The organism is Candidatus Caldatribacterium sp. SIUC1, from assembly GCF_051549785.1.
Taxonomy (GTDB): domain Bacteria; phylum Atribacterota; class Atribacteria; order Atribacterales; family Caldatribacteriaceae; genus Caldatribacterium.
This window is the reverse complement of sequence record NZ_CP189974.1, coordinates 1,844,354-1,861,749: the sequence shown is the minus strand read 5'-3', so window position 1 is coordinate 1,861,749 and position 17,396 is coordinate 1,844,354. Positions and strand designations below refer to the sequence as shown.

At 57.2% G+C, this 17,396-nt stretch carries 12 protein-coding genes and 1 tRNA gene; 12 read left to right on the top strand and 1 reads right to left on the bottom strand.

The annotated features are described in order from the left end of the window. From ACP6EK_RS09710 to ACP6EK_RS09670, 9 genes are read left to right on the top strand one after another with little or no spacing between them, the layout of a single operon-like run. On the top strand, positions 1-1,161 hold the full coding sequence (locus tag ACP6EK_RS09710; RefSeq protein WP_438315885.1) for a GuaB3 family IMP dehydrogenase-related protein: 1,161 nt from the start codon (positions 1-3) through the stop codon (positions 1,159-1,161). A 9-nt stretch (positions 1,162-1,170) separates the two neighbouring features. Further along, a complete protein-coding gene (guaA, locus tag ACP6EK_RS09705) occupies positions 1,171-2,709 on the top strand; it encodes a glutamine-hydrolyzing GMP synthase (RefSeq protein ID WP_438315882.1) in 1,539 nt (512 codons plus the stop codon). A gap of 11 nt (positions 2,710-2,720) precedes the next feature. Next, complete coding sequence (locus ACP6EK_RS09700) at positions 2,721-4,007, top strand: adenylosuccinate synthase (RefSeq protein ID WP_438315880.1); 1,287 nt, start codon at positions 2,721-2,723, stop codon at positions 4,005-4,007. An 11-nt stretch (positions 4,008-4,018) separates the two neighbouring features. Beyond that, complete coding sequence (gene ligA / locus ACP6EK_RS09695) at positions 4,019-6,034, top strand: NAD-dependent DNA ligase LigA (protein ID WP_438315877.1); 2,016 nt, start codon at positions 4,019-4,021, stop codon at positions 6,032-6,034. 6 nt (positions 6,035-6,040) lie between these two features. Next, positions 6,041-6,352, top strand: coding sequence for an Asp-tRNA(Asn)/Glu-tRNA(Gln) amidotransferase subunit GatC (gene gatC, locus ACP6EK_RS09690; protein ID WP_438315875.1), 312 nt, complete (start codon positions 6,041-6,043; stop codon positions 6,350-6,352). Continuing rightward, positions 6,349-7,836 (top strand): Asp-tRNA(Asn)/Glu-tRNA(Gln) amidotransferase subunit GatA, encoded by a 1,488-nt coding sequence (gene gatA / locus ACP6EK_RS09685; RefSeq protein ID WP_438315873.1) that lies wholly within the window; start codon positions 6,349-6,351, stop codon positions 7,834-7,836. The genes gatC and gatA overlap by 4 nt, the downstream gene beginning before the upstream one ends. 2 nt (positions 7,837-7,838) lie before the next feature. Then, positions 7,839-9,287, top strand: a complete 1,449-nt coding sequence (gene gatB, locus ACP6EK_RS09680; protein ID WP_438315870.1) for an Asp-tRNA(Asn)/Glu-tRNA(Gln) amidotransferase subunit GatB — start codon at positions 7,839-7,841, stop codon at positions 9,285-9,287. Position 9,288: 1 nt separating this feature from the next. Further along, positions 9,289-12,711 carry a DNA polymerase III subunit alpha gene (locus tag ACP6EK_RS09675; RefSeq protein WP_438315868.1) on the top strand — a complete coding sequence of 1,141 codons (3,423 nt, stop codon included), beginning with the start codon at positions 9,289-9,291 and terminating at the stop codon, positions 12,709-12,711. 10 nt (positions 12,712-12,721) lie between these two features. Further along, positions 12,722-13,543 (top strand): tetratricopeptide repeat protein, encoded by an 822-nt coding sequence (locus ACP6EK_RS09670; protein ID WP_438315866.1) that lies wholly within the window; start codon positions 12,722-12,724, stop codon positions 13,541-13,543. A 2-nt stretch (positions 13,544-13,545) separates the two neighbouring features. Here ACP6EK_RS09670 and ACP6EK_RS09665 read toward each other — a convergent pair. Beyond that, positions 13,546-13,634, bottom strand: a tRNA-Leu gene (locus ACP6EK_RS09665). Between the two features lie 45 nt (positions 13,635-13,679). Between ACP6EK_RS09665 and ACP6EK_RS09660 the strand changes: the two genes are divergently transcribed. The 3 genes from ACP6EK_RS09660 to coaE are packed head-to-tail and all read left to right on the top strand — an operon-like array spanning position 13,680 to position 17,378. Next, positions 13,680-15,362: a 5'-3' exonuclease gene (locus ACP6EK_RS09660; protein WP_438315864.1), complete on the top strand. Its 1,683-nt coding sequence runs from the start codon at positions 13,680-13,682 to the stop codon at positions 15,360-15,362. Beyond that, complete coding sequence (locus ACP6EK_RS09655; RefSeq protein WP_438315861.1) at positions 15,359-16,786, top strand: glycogen synthase; 1,428 nt, start codon at positions 15,359-15,361, stop codon at positions 16,784-16,786. Before ACP6EK_RS09660 ends, ACP6EK_RS09655 begins: the two co-directional genes overlap by 4 nt. After that, positions 16,767-17,378: a dephospho-CoA kinase gene (gene coaE, locus ACP6EK_RS09650; protein ID WP_438315858.1), complete on the top strand. Its 612-nt coding sequence runs from the start codon at positions 16,767-16,769 to the stop codon at positions 17,376-17,378. Before ACP6EK_RS09655 ends, coaE begins: the two co-directional genes overlap by 20 nt. Positions 17,379-17,396 lie beyond the last annotated feature (18 nt).

Genomic DNA, 17,396 nt, shown 5'->3' with positions numbered 1-17,396 from the left:
ATGGAGTACTTTTTGGGGAGAAACCGAAAGGCGCGGATGACCTTTGGGTTTGATGATGTGTCCCTTGTGCCGGGCAATGTCACGGTGGACCCAAAGGATGTAGACGTTTCAACGAGTATCGGATCAGTACGGCTTGAGGTTCCTATTCTTGGAGCGGCCATGGATGGGGTGGTGGACCCCCGTATGGCTGTGGAGCTGGGAAAGCTTGGAGCCCTGGGAGTCCTGAACCTCGAGGGGCTATTCACTCGCTACGAAGACCCCTACGCGGTGATTGAGGAAATCATCTCCCGGCCTAAAGACGAGGTTGCTGCGCTGCTCCAGCGGGTGTACCAGGAACCCATTAAGGAGAAGCTCATCGACCGGCGGATTGAGGAGATTAAGTCTCATAATGTTCCTGCGGCGGTATCCGTTACCCCTCTTCGGGCCGAAACGCTTGGCAGGAGGGCCATCCAGGCCGGGGTTGACGTCCTGGTCATTCAGGCCACGGTGACCACCCTCCGTTATGTTTCCTCTTCGCTCCAGGCTCTGGACCTTGAGAAGTTCTGTCGGGAGGTTCCCGTTCCTGTGGTTGTGGGGAACTGTGCCACCTATGAGGTGGCCCTGGAGCTCATGCGTGCGGGAGTGAGCGGCATTCTCGTTGGTATTGGCCCCGGAGCTGCCTGCACCACGAGGGCTGTTCTTGGCATTGGTGTTCCCCAGGTGACGGCAACGGTGGATGTGGCAGCGGCCCGGGAAGATTACCTGAAGAGCACCGGCCGGTACGTGGCGGTGATTACCGATGGAGGCATGCGGGTGGGTGGAGATATCGCCAAAGCGATAGCCAGTGGAGCAGATGCCGTGATGCTTGGCTCGCCTCTGGCCAGCGCCCAGGAAGCTCCCGGTCGGGGGCACCACTGGGGCATGGCCACTCCAGACCCGGCACTACCCCGTGGGACGCTCATCAGGGTTGGCATTAAGGGGAGTCTTCGGGAAATCCTCTTTGGCCCAAGTACGGTCACCGATGGCACAATGAATCTCGTCGGAGCGCTCAGGGTGGCCATGGGGTCTCTGGGGGCACGGAATATTCGGGAAATGCAGAAGGTCGAAATTGTCGTGGCACCGAGTATCTGGACTGAGGGGAAACACCTGCAGAGGGAACAGGGTGTGGGCATGGGACGGTGAGCGCCGGGTATGGATAAGATTGTCATTCTGGATTTTGGTTCTCAGTACACTCAGCTCATTGCTCGCCGCATTCGGGAGCTCCAGGTGTACTGTGAAATCTGGCCATACCACATGCGGGGTTGTCCCTCGCTGTCCGATGCTGAAATCCGGGGTATCATTCTTTCAGGAAGCCCTTACAGTGTCACCGATGAGAATGCCCCCCGGCTGCCACAGGGAGTCCTCGAAAGCGGAAAGCCAGTCCTTGGTATCTGCTACGGGATGCAGCTTCTCGTCAGTACCCTGGGAGGGAAGGTCATCCGGTCTCAGAGCCGGGAGTACGGGAGGGCCCTCCTTTTCGTTCTCGAACGGGGAGGGCTCTTCGAAGGTCTGGGAAGTGAGATGGTCTGCTGGATGAGCCATGGGGACAGTGTGAAGGAGATCCCTGAGGACTTTGTCTGCGTGGCCCGAACAGAAGGGTGCGAGTACGCTGCAGTCAGGGACAAAAGCGGGAGAATCTGGGGTATTCAGTTCCATCCCGAAGTTTCCCATACCCCTCTGGGGAAGGAGATCCTTGCGAACTTCGTTTTTGGTATCTGTGGATGTCGTCCTGAATGGACTCCCGAGTCCATTGTGAAGCAGCAGATCCAGTATGTCCGCAACGAGGTTCAGAAGGAGCGAGTCGTGTGTGCGCTCAGCGGTGGGGTGGACTCGGTTACCGCGGCGGTCCTGACCTATCGGGCTATCGGGGACCAGCTGAGCTGCATCTTCGTCAACAACGGTCTTTTGCGGAAGGGAGAGGCGGAGCAGGTGCTCTCCAACATGCGGGCACTTCTGGGGAAAGACCGGGTGATTTATGTTGATGCCAGGGAACGTTTTCTTCTCGCCCTTCGGGGAGTCGTGGACCCTGAGGAAAAGCGGAAGATTATCGGTCGGGTGTTTGTGGAAATCTTCGAGGAAGAGGCGAGAAAACTCGGAGACGTCACCTATCTCCTCCAGGGGACGACCTATCCGGATGTCATCGAGAGCGTCTCGGTGTGGGGTCCATCGGCCCGAATCAAAACCCACCACAACGTTGGAGGGCTTCCCGAACACATGCACCTTAAGGTCCTCGAGCCCCTACGGTTCCTCTTTAAGGACGAGGTCCGGAGGCTGGCGGCAGAACTCGGCATCCCCGAGGACATCATCTGGCGACAGCCCTTCCCCGGTCCTGGCCTTGCCGTACGTATCATCGGCGAGGTGACCGAGGAACGGCTGGCGATTCTCCGGGACATGGACGCCATCATTGACCAGGAGTTGCGGAAATCGCCGATTTACCGGAAGCTCTGGCAGTCCTTTGGAGTTCTGGTTCCGGTCCGGAGCGTCGGTGTTATGGGGGATGAGCGGACGTACAAGTACGTGGGGGTCATCCGGGCGGTCATGAGTGAGGACGGTATGACCGCCGATTGGGCAAGGATTTCCTATGACACCCTTGACGTCATCGCCCGGCGCATCGTGAACGAAGTGGCAGGGATAGGGAGGGTGGTCTATGACATTACCTCCAAACCTCCCGCGACGATTGAATGGGAATGAAGGTGGTGGGAGTGAGCATCTGCATTGTGGTGGGAACGCACTGGGGGGACGAGGGCAAGGGGAGGATTGTTGACTACCTGAGCCAGTCAGGAGATGTGGTGGTACGGGCTCAGGGAGGGAACAACGCTGGGCACACGGTCATCGTGGGGGAGAAGAAATACGTTTTCCACCTCATTCCCTCTGGCGTCCTTCTGCCCGGAAAGGTCTGTATTCTCGGTGACGGGATGGTCATCGATCCCCTGGCGTTCTTCGAAGAGGTTCGCCTCCTCGAGCAGGAGGGGGTTGTCTTCCAAGAAAGGCTTTTTGTCAGCGAAAAAGCCCATGTGGTCATGCCGTATCACCGCCTGCTTGACGGGCTCTATGAACGCCTTCGGGGGAAGGGGAGAATCGGAACCACGGGCAAGGGTATTGGGCCAGCGTATGAGGATAAGGTTGCCCGCTGGGGCATACGGGTTGTGGACCTTCTGCATCCTGAAATCTTCGCTGCAAAGCTCCGGCCGGTTCTCGAGTACAAGAACTGGATTCTGGAGCGCATTTTCTCCCATCCCCCGCTCTCCTATGAGGCGATTCTTGAAGAGTACCTCGCCTACGGGCAGCATTTGCGGCCCTATGTTCGGGACACCTCGCGGTTTCTGTATGAGGCGTGGCGGGCTGGAAAACGTATCGTCATCGAAGGTGCTCAGGGGACCATGCTCGATCTCGACCACGGGACGTATCCCTTCGTCACCTCCTCCTATCCGGTGGCCAGTGGCGCGCTCCTTGGTGCCGGTATGGGCCCGGTCACCGATATCGAGGTCCTTGGGGTGTGCAAAGCCTATACCTCACGGGTGGGTGAAGGGCCCTTTCCGACAGAACTCATGGATACCACCGGGGTGTACCTTCGGGAAAAAGGGGGAGAGTACGGTGCCACCACCGGGCGTCCCCGCCGCTGTGGATGGCTTGACGGGGTGGTCTTGAGGTACGCCCTCCGTGTCAACCACATCACCTCGCTGGCTCTGACCAAGCTCGATGTTCTTGGGGGACTCCCCAGGGTCAGATGGTGCTATGCCTACGAGGTTCGGGGAGAGATCCTCGAGGATTTCCCCATGGACCCTTCTCTCTGGCCTCTGTGTCGACCGCTGTACCGGGAGTTCGAGGGGTGGGACGAGGATATCTCAAAAGTGCGGTCGTACGGTGACCTTCCCAAGGCGGTGCGGGCCTTTGTAGAATCCCTTGAGGATTTTCTGGAGGTTCCGGTGGTGCTCATCTCTGTTGGTCCTCGCCGGGATGATACAATAGTAAGGGAGGAACTCTGGTAGGAGGGGGACACATGGACAGGGAGCGGGCGAAAAGGGAGATTGAGCGGCTTCGAGAAATCATCCGGTACCACGATTACCGCTACTACGTCCTCAATAGTCCCGAGATCAGCGATGAGGAATACGATGCCCTCATGCGGAAGCTCGAAGAGCTCGAAGCGCTTTTCCCTGACCTTGTCACACCGGATTCTCCGACCCAGCGGGTGGGCGGGAAACCTCAGGAAGGCTTTGTTCCCTTTACCCATGCCCGACCGATGCTGAGTCTCAACAATGCCTTCACCGAGGAGGAAATGCGAGACTTCGATCGACGGGTGAAGAGAATGCTGGGGACGGAAACGGTGGAGTATGTGGTTGAGCTCAAGATTGATGGCCTTGCGGTAAACCTGCGGTACGAGGGCGGGGTGTTTGTCCGCGGTGCAACCCGGGGCGATGGAACCACTGGTGAGGATGTGACCCTGAATCTGCGGACCATAAGGAGTATTCCCCTGCGTCTTTTTGGGGAAAAGGTTCCCAGTCTCATTGAGGTCCAGGGCGAGGTGTTCATGCACAAGGGGGATTTTGAGAAGCTCAACGAGGAACGGGCAAAAAGGGGTGAACCCCTTTTTGCCAACACCAGGAACGCAGCCGCCGGATCTTTGCGGCAGCTTGACCCAAACGTCACTGCTCAGAGGAAGCTCGACATTTTCGTCTACGGAGCATACCTCATTGAAAGCCCCTGGTACCCGACCACCCACTGGGAACTCCTACACTTTCTGAAAGACCTCGGATTTAAAGTCAACCCCAACGCGCAGCTCGCCCGGGACATTGAGGAGGTCATCGCCGTTCACAGGGAGTGGGAAGAGAAGCGGAAGACCCTCGATTACGACATCGACGGGCTCGTGGTCAAAGTGAACAACCTCACCTTCCAGGAGCTCCTTGGAGCGACGAGTAAAAGCCCTCGCTGGGCCATCGCCTACAAGTTTGAACCCACGCGGGCGGTGACCAGGGTTTTAGACATCGAGGTCAACGTGGGGCGAACCGGGACGCTGACTCCTGTGGCGGTGCTTGAGCCGGTGGAGGTCGGCGGTGTGGTGGTGAGACGAGCAACGCTCCACAATGAGGATGAGGTGCGGCGAAAGGATGTCCGCATCGGGGATTGGGTCATTGTGGGGCGAGCAGGAGAGGTCATCCCCGAGGTTGTCCTTGTCCTGAAGGAACGGAGAGACGGAAGCGAAAGGATTTTCACCATGCCTACCAGCTGTCCGGTTTGCCATTCACCCGTGGTGCGGGAAGAGGGCGAGGTTGCCGTCCGCTGCATCAATGCGAATTGCCCTGCCCAGATTAAGGAGCGTCTTCGCCACTTCGCCTCTCGAGATGCCATGGACATCGAGGGGCTTGGGGAGAAACTCATCGACCAGCTGGTGGACAAGGGGTATGTTCGAACAATTCCCGACCTCTACCGTCTGACCAAGGAGAAACTCCTCAAGCTTGAACGGATGGGTGACAAATCCTCAGAGAACCTCCTGCAGGCCATTGAGCGATCCAAGAAACGACCTCTGGCGAGGTTCCTGTACGCTCTGGGCATCCGGTACGTGGGAGAGTTTGTGGCCCAGCTTCTGGCTGAGCACTTTGGGTCCCTCAGAAAGATCATGGAGGCTTCGTTTGAGGACCTTCTGGCTGTGGAGGGTATAGGTCCCAAAGTTGCTGAGGCGGTGTGGCAGTTCTTCAGAAATCCCGAAAACCGGGCCATGCTTGAGGAGCTCGAGGCCCTTGGGGTGGTTCCGGAGGAGGAAACCGCAGAGGTCGCGGCTTCCCTGGAGGGTCCTCTGCAGGGGAAGACCTTTGTCTTTACCGGAACGCTCTCTCGCTTTTCCCGGAAGGAGGCGGAGGAACTCGTCCGCCAGAGAGGCGGCAGGGTCGCCAATGCCGTCTCCCGAAAAGTGGATTACCTCGTTGTGGGAGAGAACCCTGGGGGAAAGCTTGAGGAGGCCCGTCAGAAGAACGTCCGGATCCTTACGGAGGAAGAGTTTTACGAAATGATGGGAGCGTGATCCTCAATGCGTGCCAGGGTGTCGTTTGAGGAAGTCCGAAAGATTGCCCATCTTGCCAAGCTGTCCTTCTCGGAAGAGGAGTTCTTCCGCTTTTTCCAGGACATTAGTGACATTATTGCCCATTTTGAGAAGCTGAACGAACTCCAGCTTGAGGGGGTTTCTCCGACTTCTCATATCTCCTGGAGCGATCCTCCCATGAATACCGATGAGCCTGTGGAGTGGCAGGGGAGCGACCTCGTTCTGCAGTATGCCCCCCGTGTGGAAGGGAGATATTTCATCGTCCCCAAGGTTGTGGAGAAAGAGGAGAAGCCGTCATGAATCTTGAGGAATTCCGGAATTTCACCATTCGGGATTACCACGCGCTCTTTGCCCGGGGAGAGCTCTCTCCTTCTGTGGTGCTCGAGGCGTTCTTTCGGCGCATTGAAGAAGTGGATCCCCTCCTCCATGCCTTTCTTTTTGTGAACAGGGAGAACGCCCTTGAGCGGGCCCGAAGGCTTGAGAGAGAATGGAAAGGCAGGGATCTTTACCCCCCACTCTGGGGGATCCCTGTGGCCGTCAAGGACAACATCTGTACCCTTGGCATACCCACAACCTGTGGGTCGAAAATTCTTGAGGGGTTCATTCCTCCGTACAACGCCACCGTCATCGAGCGCCTTGAGAGGGCTGGAGCCATCATCATCGGAAAAACCAATATGGACGAGTTCGCCATGGGATCGTCGACGGAGAATAGCGCTTTTGGTCCGACGAGGAATCCCTTCGACCTCAACCGGGTTCCCGGAGGGTCCAGTGGTGGGTCTGCCGCGGCTGTGGCTGCTTTTGAGGCTCCTTTAGCCTTGGGGTCCGACACCGGGGGTTCGGTGCGCCAGCCGGCGGCCTTCTGCGGCATCGTGGGGCTTCGCCCAACGTATGGACGGGTTTCCCGATACGGACTTGTGAGTTTTGCCTCGTCCCTGGACCAGATTGGCCCGATGACGCGAACTGTGGAAGACGCCATCACCCTTTTTGAGGTGATAAGCGGCAAAGATGAGCGGGACTCCACCTGTGCTCCCTATCCCCCCTTTTCCCGGGGGGAGATTCCCCCGCAGGAGGACATACGGACGATGAAGATCGGCCTTCCCCGGGAGTACTTCTCCGAGGGGGTGGACCCCCGGATTGTGAGGGTCATTACCGCGGTACTTCGGGAGCTCGAGAAAGAAGGCCTGGAACTCGTTGAAGTCTCCCTGCCCCACACGAATTACGCTCTGGAAGCGTACTATATCGTAGCTCCCTCTGAAGCGAGCTCAAACCTTGCCCGGTACGATGGTGTACTCTACGGGATGAGGAAGGGAGGGGACCGGGGACTGCAGGACATGTATTTCCAAACAAGGAGCTTTGGTTTTGGTCCGGAGGTGAAACGGAGAATTCTCCTTGGGACGTACTCTCTGAGCTCAGGATATTACGACGCCTATTACCTGAAGGGCATGAAAGTGCGAACGCTGGTACGGCGGGATTTCGAAGAGGCCTTCACAACCTGTCACCTTCTTGTGACTCCTGTTTCTCCGGTGTTCCCCTTTTTCCTTGGGGAGCGGACCAAAAATCCCTATGAGATGTACCTTGCCGATGTGTTCACCATCCCCTCAGCCATGGCTGGCGTGCCCTCCATTGCCATGAACTGTGGGTACGAGGATGGTCTTCCGGTGGGCATGCAGATCATTGCCGGTCCTTTTCAGGAAAGAGTCCTCTTTGCCCTGGCGCGCTTTGTCGAACAAATGCTTTCGCTTCCCCTTCCTTTCCCCGAGATTGGGCCGGAGAGGAGGTCCTGAGGATGGAGAACATCTACGTGACCATCGGGCTTGAGGTTCACTGCCAGCTCCTGACCAGGGCGAAGATGTTCTGTCGTTGCAGTACCGACTACATCGGGAAACCCCCCAATACCCTGGTGTGCCCGGTTTGCATGGGCCTTCCCGGAGCACTTCCAGTGCTCAACAGAAAAGCCTTAGAACTTGCGATAAAAACCGCCCTGGCGCTACAGTGCGAGGTTCTGCCGGAGGTGGTTTTCCACCGGAAGAACTACTTCTATCCCGACCTCCCCAAGGGGTACCAGATTTCCCAGTACGATTTCCCCATCGGGGTGCGGGGGGTACTGGAATTCGCCCTTCAGGGGGTAAAGAAGCGAGTTCGTATACGGAGGGTTCATGTGGAAGAGGACGCGGGGAAGCTCGTCCACGAAGGGCCGGATCTCCGGGGAGCGGTCTCGGGGGTCGATTTTAACCGGGCTGGCATCCCGCTTGTTGAGATCGTCACCGAGCCGGATCTCCACTCTCCTGAAGAGGCAAAGGAGTGCCTGGTGATGCTCAGGAGCATCGTGCGGTACCTTGAGGTGAGCGACGGGAACATGGAAGAGGGGTCACTGCGCTGCGATGCCAATGTCTCCGTTTCCCTTTCTCCGGAGACGCCGGGTACCAAGGTGGAGATCAAGAACATGAACTCTTTTCGATCGGTCTTTCGGGCCCTGAGTTACGAAGTTGAACGCCAGACAGAGCTTCTTCGATCGGGGAAAACTCCGGTTCAAGAAACTCGCCACTGGGATGAGGTGCGCCAGGTGACCGTTCCCTCCCGGGGGAAGGAGGAAGCAGAAGATTACCGGTATTTTCCTGACCCAGACCTTCTTCCCTTTTGCATTCCTCCGGAGATGCTCCAGGAAATACAGGCGACCATTCCTGAGTTACCTCTACAGAAGAAGGAACGATTCATGCGGGAGTACGAACTCCCTGAGCCCGAGGCGTACATCCTCGCTCAGGACCATGACCTTGCGGAATTCTTTGAAGCGTGTGTCCGGGAGTTTCCTTCTCCCCGGGCAGTCTGCAACTTCATACTCACCGAGGTCCTGAAAAACCTCAACAGTCTCAATATCGGTATTCGGGAGAGCAAGGTCACCCCGTCGATGCTGGCAGAGCTTTTGAAGATGGTGGAGCGCAGGGAAATCGGTATTTCCCTGGCCAAGGGCATCTTTGAGGAGATGTTCAGAACGGGGATGGGTGCAAGGGACGTCATGCTCAAAAAGGGGATTTCGTTCCTCACCAGTGAGCGGGATCTCGAGAAGGTCGTTCGTGAGGTTATCGAAAAGAATCCCCAGAGTGTGGCCGATTACCTCCGGGGGAAGGAGAAGGCACTGCATTTCCTCATCGGGCAGGTTATGAGGGCCACAAAGGGGCAGGCCAGTCCTGAAGTGGTGAAGCATTTGCTCCTCCGGGAGCTTTCAGGTGGTGAGTGACATGAAGTTTGTGCACCTCCACCTCCATACCGAGTACAGTCTCCTCGATGGCGTGATCCGTATCGATGAGCTTCTGGAACGCGTGGCTGCCTATGGCATGGAGGCTGTGGCCATCACCGACCACGGGGTCATGTATGGCGTTGTGGATTTCTATAAAAAGGCGAAGGAGAAAGGCATTCGGCCTATCATCGGTTGCGAGGTCTACGTTGCCCCTGGAAGTCGTTTTGAGAAGGTTGTGGTGAAGGGGAGCGAGCCGGCGTACCATCTTGTGCTCCTTGCAGAGAATGAGGAGGGGTACCGGAACCTGATGGAACTCGTTACCCGGGCTTTCCTTGAGGGTTTCTACTACAAGCCCCGGGTGGATAAGGAGCTTTTGCGGGAGTACTCCCGCGGGCTCATTGCGCTTTCGGCTTGCCTTGCGGGAGAAGTTCCCCGGCTGGTTCTTGCGGGGAATGTCGAGGAAGCCGAACGCTGTGCTCTGGAGTACCGGGACATTTTTGGCCCGGAGAATTTCTTCCTCGAGCTCCAGGAGAACAAGATTCCCGAACAGAGAACGGTCAACGAGGCTCTGGTCGCCATCGCCCGGAAGACCGGCATTCCCCTTGTGGCCACCAACGACTGCCATTACCTCGACGCCCGGGATGCCTACATGCATGACGTTGTCCTGGCGATTCAGACGGCGACTTCTCTCGATGACCCCAAAAGGCTCCGCTTCCCGACCCAGGACTTCTACCTGAAGTCGCCTCAGGAAATGATTGAGCGTTTCGCTTCTCTTCCTGAGGCCATTGAGAATACCTGGAGTATTGCTGAGCGCTGTCGTGTGGACATCGAACTCGGGAAGGTCATTCTCCCTCGTTTTGACGTTCCCGAGGGTTTCGATGCCTTCTCGTACCTTGTGTACCTTTGTGAAGAAGGGCTTAGGCGGCGGTACGGAGACCCTCCTCCCGAGCGGGTCCGAAAGCAGCTTGAGTACGAACTCAAAGTGATCGAGAGCATGGGGTACGCGACCTATTTCCTCATTGTGTGGGACTTCGTGCACTTTGCCCGGGAACGGGGCATCATGGTCGGACCGGGGAGGGGGTCGGCAGCAGGAAGTCTCGTCTCCTACGTTCTTGGCATCACTGATATCGACCCCCTGCAGTACGGCCTTCTCTTTGAGCGCTTTTTGAATCCTGAGCGGGTGAGCATGCCCGATATCGACATCGATTTTTGCTTTGAGCGAAGGGATGAAGTCATCAAGTACGTGACCGAGAAGTACGGTGCCACCAACGTTGCCCAGATCATCACCTTCGGGCGGATGATGGCTCGCCAGGCTGTGCGCGATGTGGGAAGGGCACTGGGATGGAGTTACGGTGACGTGGACAAAATCGCCAAGCTCATTCCTGGAGGACCGGGGGTTACCCTTGAGCGGGCGATGGAATCCAATCCTCAACTGCGGAAGCTCGCCGAGGAGAACAAGGAGGCCAAGACGCTTCTTGATCTTGCTCAGCGTATTGAGGGGATGTGCCGCCATGCTTCGGTCCATGCCGCTGGAGTGGTTATCGCCGACCGACCGCTCACGTATTACGTTCCTCTGCAGAGGATGAACGAGGGAGAAATCGTCACGCAGTTTGATATGGACGCTCTTCAGGAACTCGGCCTGCTCAAGATGGATTTCCTGGGTTTGAGGACGCTCACGGTCATTGAGCGAGCTCTGCGGATTGTTAAAAATACCCGGGGTGAGGAGATCCGCCTTGATCGGATTCCTTTAGATGACCGCACCACCTATGAGCTCCTTGCCCGGGGAGAGACCGTTGGGGTGTTCCAGCTTGAGAGTGCAGGGATGCGGGAACTCCTGAAACGCCTGAAACCCGAACACATCGAGGACCTCATCGCCATTCTGGCCCTGTACCGCCCAGGCCCTCTGGGGAGCGGCATGATCGACGATTTTATCGACCGCAAGCAGGGAAGAGTCCCGGTGACGTACCCTCATCCCTCTCTGGAGCCCATTCTTCGGGAAACGTACGGTGTGATTGTCTACCAGGAACAGGTGATGAAGATTGCCAGTGAGTTCGCCGGGTTTACCCTCGGAGAGGCTGACATTCTCCGCCGGGCCATGGGGAAGAAGAAACCCGAGGTGATGAAGGAACAGCGGGAGAAGTTCGTTAGCGGTGCAGTGCAGCGAGGTCACAGCCGGGAAAAGGCTGAAGAGCTCTTTGACATCATCGAGTACTTCGCAGGGTATGGTTTCAATAAGTCCCACAGCGCAGCGTATGCGCTTGTGTCGTATCAGACGGCATACCTCAAGGCCCATTACCCCACCGAGTACCTTGCGGCCTGCCTCACGAGTGTGGCCAACGACAGCGACAAGGTGGCAAAATTCATTGCCGAGTGCCGGCGCTTGGGCATTGATGTGTTGCCTCCGGATATCAACGAGAGCCTGGCCAACTTCACGGTGGTGGGGGATCGGCGTATTCGCTTTGGTCTTGCAGCCATCAAGAATGTGGGTGAGAGTGCGGTGGAGGAAATTCTCCTGCGCCGGAGAGAGGGCCGGTACCGGAGTATTTTCGACTTCATCGAGCGGGTTGACAGTCGCATTGTCAACCGGCGGGTTCTTGAAAGCCTTATTAAGGCCGGGGCCTTTGGAGGGCTCCATCCGAATCGGGCGCAGCTTCTGGCCTCTTTGGAGGACATCCTGTCCTATGGGGCAAGACGGCGGAAGAAAGAGCTGCGGCAGCACTCCCTCTTTGGAGAAGAGGTGGCTTCCGGGGGGATGCCTCTCCTTCGGGAAGTCGCAGAGTTCTCCCGCCAGGAGCTCCTTCAGATGGAGAAGGAGATGCTTGGGTTTTACGTGAGTGACCATCCTTTCCGGGAAGCGGTGGCGGGGTTGCGGCATCTGCCTTTCTTCCCCCTGGGGCATTTGCGGATGCTCAAGGAGGAAATGCGGGTGAAGGTTGTGGGCATGGTGGGCAACGTGCGGAAAATCATCACCAAAACAGGAGGGGACATGTACTTCGTGACTCTTGAGGACGAGACGGGAAGCATCGAGGTCATCTTTTTCCCCAACCTCTCTGAAGAGCTGAAAGAGCGGCTTGAGGGTGGGAAGGTGCTCGGAGTGGTGGGGAAACTCGACATCCTCGATAGCGGCGAGAACAAAATCGTTGCCGATGCCCTCTTTGACCCTGAGGAGTGGAATCGGAAACTGGCCAGAGCAGTCGTGATCGACCTTGAGGTGGAGAAGGATATCCTTCGAACCCTTTATGCCCTCCGGGACTGTCTCCGGAGATTTCCCGGGAACTGTCCGGTTATGCTTCGCCTCCAGGGCGGTGAGGGTGAGTGGTGGATTGAGCTTGATAGCGCCTTCTGGGTTTCCTGGAGTGACGAAGCTCGAGAGGCCATTCAGAGTATTGTGGGTGAGGGTACCGGGAGTTTAAAGACGCTTTAGGAGGGAAACCGTGAGGCGGGTTGCCATCGCCTTCGTGTTCGTTGTGGTTATCCTGGTTTCCTGCGGGATCTCTGCTTTTGCCCAGACGAAAGAGGAGTACTACCGTACCGGATATATCTACTTCTCCCAAGGAGACTATGCAAGGGCTCTGGAAGCCTACAGGAAGGCTTTAGAGATGGACCCTCAGTTTGTGGATGCCCGGTACTGGCTGGGGAAGACCCTCGAGCAGATGGGGCAGCTGCAGGAGGCGGTGAAGGAGTGGCGTCTGGTGCTCCTTTCCTCCCCTCGCCACCGGGATGCCTTCCAGAAGTGGCGGGCTTACGCACCGTCCTTCGTCCAGGACGGGGAGGTGGTGGAGAGGTACAGAACGCTTTTCCTGCAAGAGGAGAGTCCAACTCTTTCCCGGGAGGAAGGCTGGTCTACCCTTGCTCCCTTAGCCCTGGTGCTTCTTGGGCGGAAGGACTTTTCCTCCCTTTACCTTGCTGCTTGGTGTTTCCGCTGGGCAAAAGAGCGCCTAAGCCCCCTTTTTGCTCCTTATGAGGAGCGGGCGCTTCAGGGAGCGTTAGAGAACCTCACCCAGGAAGACTGGATGCAGGACCCACGTCTTGTCTATCGTTTCCTCCAAGAGGTCACCCTCCGTTTTGGAGGAGATGAAAAGTGGCAGGAGATGCTGAAGAAAGCCCTGGATCGGGCATTCGCATACACCCTTGGCCTGCCTGAGGAGCAAGGAGTCGAGGGAGTGGAAGTAACGCTCCGTGGTGGAGAGGTGGAGAAGCGAATCATTCGCGGTGGAGAGGTACAGGAGCCAACGGGGTTTTTCCTTAAGGAGTGACATGGTGCCGAAGGCGGGAGTCGAACCCGCACGGGGTGTGGACCCCGCTAGATTTTGAGTCTAGTGCGTCTGCCAGTTCCGCCACTTCGGCACTCCGTTGTAGATTATAGTGGAGCTTCAGGCTTTGTCAAGCAAGATGGAAAATCAAAAGCTGGTTATTGCAGTTGACGGGACTTCGCTGGCGTACCGGGCGTTTTATGCACTGCCAAGGCTTACCACGTCTTCGGGGCGACCAACGGGAGCGACCCTCGGGTTCTGCAATATGCTGATGAGGTTGCTTGAGGATTACTCGCCCCTCACCATTGTGGTGGCCTTTGACCATCCGAAGAAGACATTCCGCCACGCCCTTGAGGAGAAGTACAAGGTGTCCCGGAAACCCATGCCCGATCTCCTTCGACCCCAGCTTGAGGATATCAAGGAAATCCTTTCGTATTTTGGTTTTCCCATCCTCGAGGTCCCGGGATTCGAGGGGGATGACCTTATCGGAAGCCTCAAGGAGTGTCTTGGAGGACGATACCTTCTCTATGTGGTGACCTCCGACCTTGACCTTCTGCAGCTCCTTGATGAGCACACGGTGCTCCTCCAGCCGGTTCAGGGGGTTACCCGCCTGCGCCCCATAGGCCCCCGGGACGTGGAACGGGAGTTCGGTATCACCCCTGCTCAGATTGTTGACTTTCTGGCTTTAAGCGGCGATGTGTCCGATGACATTCAGGGTGTGCGGGGCATTGGGGAGAAGAGGGCGGCACAGCTCTTGCAGAGGTTCACAAGCTGGGAAGGGATTCTTGCCCATATTGCGGAACTCCCTCCATCTCTACGAGAGAGTCTCCTCAGGGCCCGAGAGCAGGTGGAGACGAACCGGGTACTCGTGACCATTCGCAGGGATGTCCCCCTTGACTGCCGTGTGGAGCCCTGGAGTCCTGAGCGGGTGAGCTGGCCGCGCCTTCTTCAGAAACTCGAAGAGCTCGAGCTTCGAAGGCTCCGAGAACGGATTGAGAAGAAGCGGCAGAGTCTGTACCTTGTGCTCCGCGGGAGGGACCTCTTTGTGACCGATGGGAAGGACCCGGAGAACGTCGCTGGCATTCCCCCAGGACAGCCCCGGGGGTACCTTATTTCCTGTGTTCAGCCAGATGCAGAGCATTTGGGGAAAGTCCTTGAGACGCCGGAGGTTTTCTGGGGTCAGGTTCTCCTGTGGGTTGTCTATCCCTGCCTCTTTCCACCGCCTGAGAATTCGCGGCACCTTGAGGGACTCGGGAAGACCTTCTCCTTTGGAGCACTCAGTATGCTTCTTGAAGAAGCTCGGAAGTGGATAGCCTGTGAGACAGCGCTTTCTGAGGTCTACCGGAATGTCGAGGTCCCGCTTGTGCTCAAATTTGCCCTTGGGGAACTCTCCTTTGCGACAGGTTTCCTTGACCTTCCTCTCTTTGTCCCTCCCTGTGCCTTTGTGGTGGAGAAAGTCGTTCCCCCGGGGGATCTGATGCAGAGGATCCAGGAAGTTGGCGGGTACGTTGCGTTGCCGACACTCTATGGATGGCGGTTTGTGGGGAGATACGGGGAATCCCGGGAAGAACTTCTCGTTTCCTATGAAAATACCTGCCGGGAGGAGGTTTTCCGCCTTCTGGCCTGGGTCCTGAGCGCAGGGGGTGTCCGGCGACTGTACAGGGTGGGGAAGCGGTTCTCTGCCGATATCCCTCTCTCTGGGGATTTCAGGCAGTTTCTCGGTGTGTTGTCAGAGCGGTTCCTTAAAGGGAGATGGCGGCTTGAGGTTGTGGAGAGAAGGAAAGGGGAGTATGGACTTCTGGTCATAGGGGAGGGAGAATGAACGTGGAGGTCGTGCTCGTTGCTTCAGAGGCGTATCCCTTTGCCAAGAGTGGTGGTCTGGGAGACGTGGTGGGGGCCCTGTTCAAATACCTCCCCCGCTTTGGGTTTCAGGTCAAGCTCTTCCTCCCCGGATACGCCCGAATGCTGCAGGATTTCCCTTTTGCCAGGCAGAGGACTTTGGAGTTCCCCTTTGGGGAGACCATGGCTCGGGCGGAGTTCCTCGAGTACAAAGTAAGCGACAGCCAATCCCTTTTCGCTGTGGCCTGTGAACGCTTTTTTGAGCGTGAACGGATGTACGGGTATCCTGATGACCTCGAGCGGTTCATCTTCTTCTCCCGGGCAGTATTTGAGTACCTGGTGCGCTGGCAGGAAGAAGTTTTCCTCCTGCACTGTCATGACTGGCAGAGCGCTCTCCTCTGTGCCTACCTTGAGCGGTACTGGCCCCAGTATCGGCCCAGAGCCACAAAAGTCCTCTTTACCATTCACAATCTTGCCTACCAGGGCATTGGACGGGGAGAGCTCTTCCGACTGGTCAACCTCCCCAGCCACTTCTTCACCCACGAGTACCTCGAGTTTTACGGTAACCTCAATCTCATGAAGGCGGGTCTCCTTTTCTCCCACGTCATCACCACCGTGAGCCCTACCTACGCCCGTGAAATCTGCTCTCCCGAATTCGGGGAAGGTCTTGATGGTCTTCTTCGGGCTCTGTCCCACCGCAAGAAAATCGTGGGAATCGTCAACGGCATCGACACGGAAATCTTCCACCCCGGTCTTGACCCTTTCCTTGAGGAACACTACGGGAGGGAGAACCTTGAGGGGAAGAGAAAGAACAAACTCCGTTTCCTGGAAAAGCACTTTGGTCTAAGGGCGGAGACAACTCTTCCCGTCATCGCCTTCATTTCCCGATTTGTGGAGCAAAAGGGGATACGGCTTTTCCTGGAACGTCCTGAGGAGTTTTTCTCCCTTCCGGCGTACTGGTTCTTCCTCGGTATGGGTGAGGCCTTCTACGAGCGAGCGCTGAAAGACCTTGAGCAGTACTATCCCAGGTTGCGGGTGATGGTGATGTTCGACGAGGGCCTTGCCCACCTTGCCTATGCCGCCTCGGACTTCCTGGTGCTGCCATCGCTTTTTGAGCCCTGCGGCATCAGCCAGATGATTGCCATGTGTTACGGTGCGCTCCCTATCGTCCGAGGGGTGGGTGGGCTCAGGGATACGGTTGTTGACTATCCGTTCAATCCCCGCCTCAGCACCGGATTCCAGTTTGGAGAATTCTCTGCCAGTGAATTGCTCCGGACGATCAGGAGGGCACTCCATGTGTACTTTGAGGACCAGGACCTCTTCCGTACCATGGTGGCCAATGCTATGGCGAGCGATTTCTCCTGGGAGCAGGCCATCAAGAGGTACGTTGAGGTCTACAGGGAGTAAGGAACCGAGGATTCTCGGTATCGGGGGTGGGGTAGCCTCGGGAAAGAGCACGGTTGCCGCCCTTTTTGAGGAAAGGGGAATTCCTGTCATTCTCCTTGACGACCTTGCCCGGGAGCTTTCCCAGAAGGGGAAACCCCTCTGGAAGCTCATTGTTCTCGCCTTCGGGCGCTTTTTTCTGGACGGGCAGGGGAACCTCGAGAGGCGGAAGCTTGCCTGGCTGGTTTTTCGAAGCTGGCCAATGCTCTTTCGCCTCAACGGCCTTGCCCATCCCCTGCTTTTCTGGGAAGTGCGGAGGCGCTGCCAAAGGTTCCGGACGGATTTCGTTGTGGTCGAGGGGGCGGTGCTTTTTGAAGCAGGTTTGTGCCCTCTCCTTTCGGACCTCCTTTTTGTGGATGCCCCCTGGCACGTTCGCCGTGAACGGTTGCAGAAAAAGGGGCTTCAGGAGAAGGAGATTGTGCTTCGCTTGAGCGCCCAGAGGTTTCTCCCCGCTCTCCGCCGGAGGGCCTCGAAGGTCCTCGTCAACGACTCCTCCACAGAGCTCCTGGTACACAGGGTTTTCTCCCTCTTTCCAGACTGGTTCTCCGGGAAATAGGAGAGGGGGATTCGGGTT

Excerpts from the sequence above, each read along its gene's own strand:
- ACP6EK_RS09710 (WP_438315885.1), top strand. The coding sequence starts at position 1 with ATGGAGTACTTTTTGGGGAGAAACCGAAAGGCGCGGATGACCTTTGGG.
- guaA (WP_438315882.1), top strand. The coding sequence starts at position 1,171 with ATGGATAAGATTGTCATTCTGGATTTTGGTTCTCAGTACACTCAGCTC.
- ligA (WP_438315877.1), top strand. The coding sequence starts at position 4,019 with ATGGACAGGGAGCGGGCGAAAAGGGAGATTGAGCGGCTTCGAGAAATC.
- gatC (WP_438315875.1), top strand. The coding sequence starts at position 6,041 with ATGCGTGCCAGGGTGTCGTTTGAGGAAGTCCGAAAGATTGCCCATCTT.
- gatA (WP_438315873.1), top strand. The coding sequence starts at position 6,349 with ATGAATCTTGAGGAATTCCGGAATTTCACCATTCGGGATTACCACGCG.
- gatB (WP_438315870.1), top strand. The coding sequence starts at position 7,839 with ATGGAGAACATCTACGTGACCATCGGGCTTGAGGTTCACTGCCAGCTC.
- ACP6EK_RS09675 (WP_438315868.1), top strand. The coding sequence starts at position 9,289 with ATGAAGTTTGTGCACCTCCACCTCCATACCGAGTACAGTCTCCTCGAT.
- ACP6EK_RS09660 (WP_438315864.1), top strand. The coding sequence starts at position 13,680 with ATGGAAAATCAAAAGCTGGTTATTGCAGTTGACGGGACTTCGCTGGCG.
- ACP6EK_RS09655 (WP_438315861.1), top strand. The coding sequence starts at position 15,359 with ATGAACGTGGAGGTCGTGCTCGTTGCTTCAGAGGCGTATCCCTTTGCC.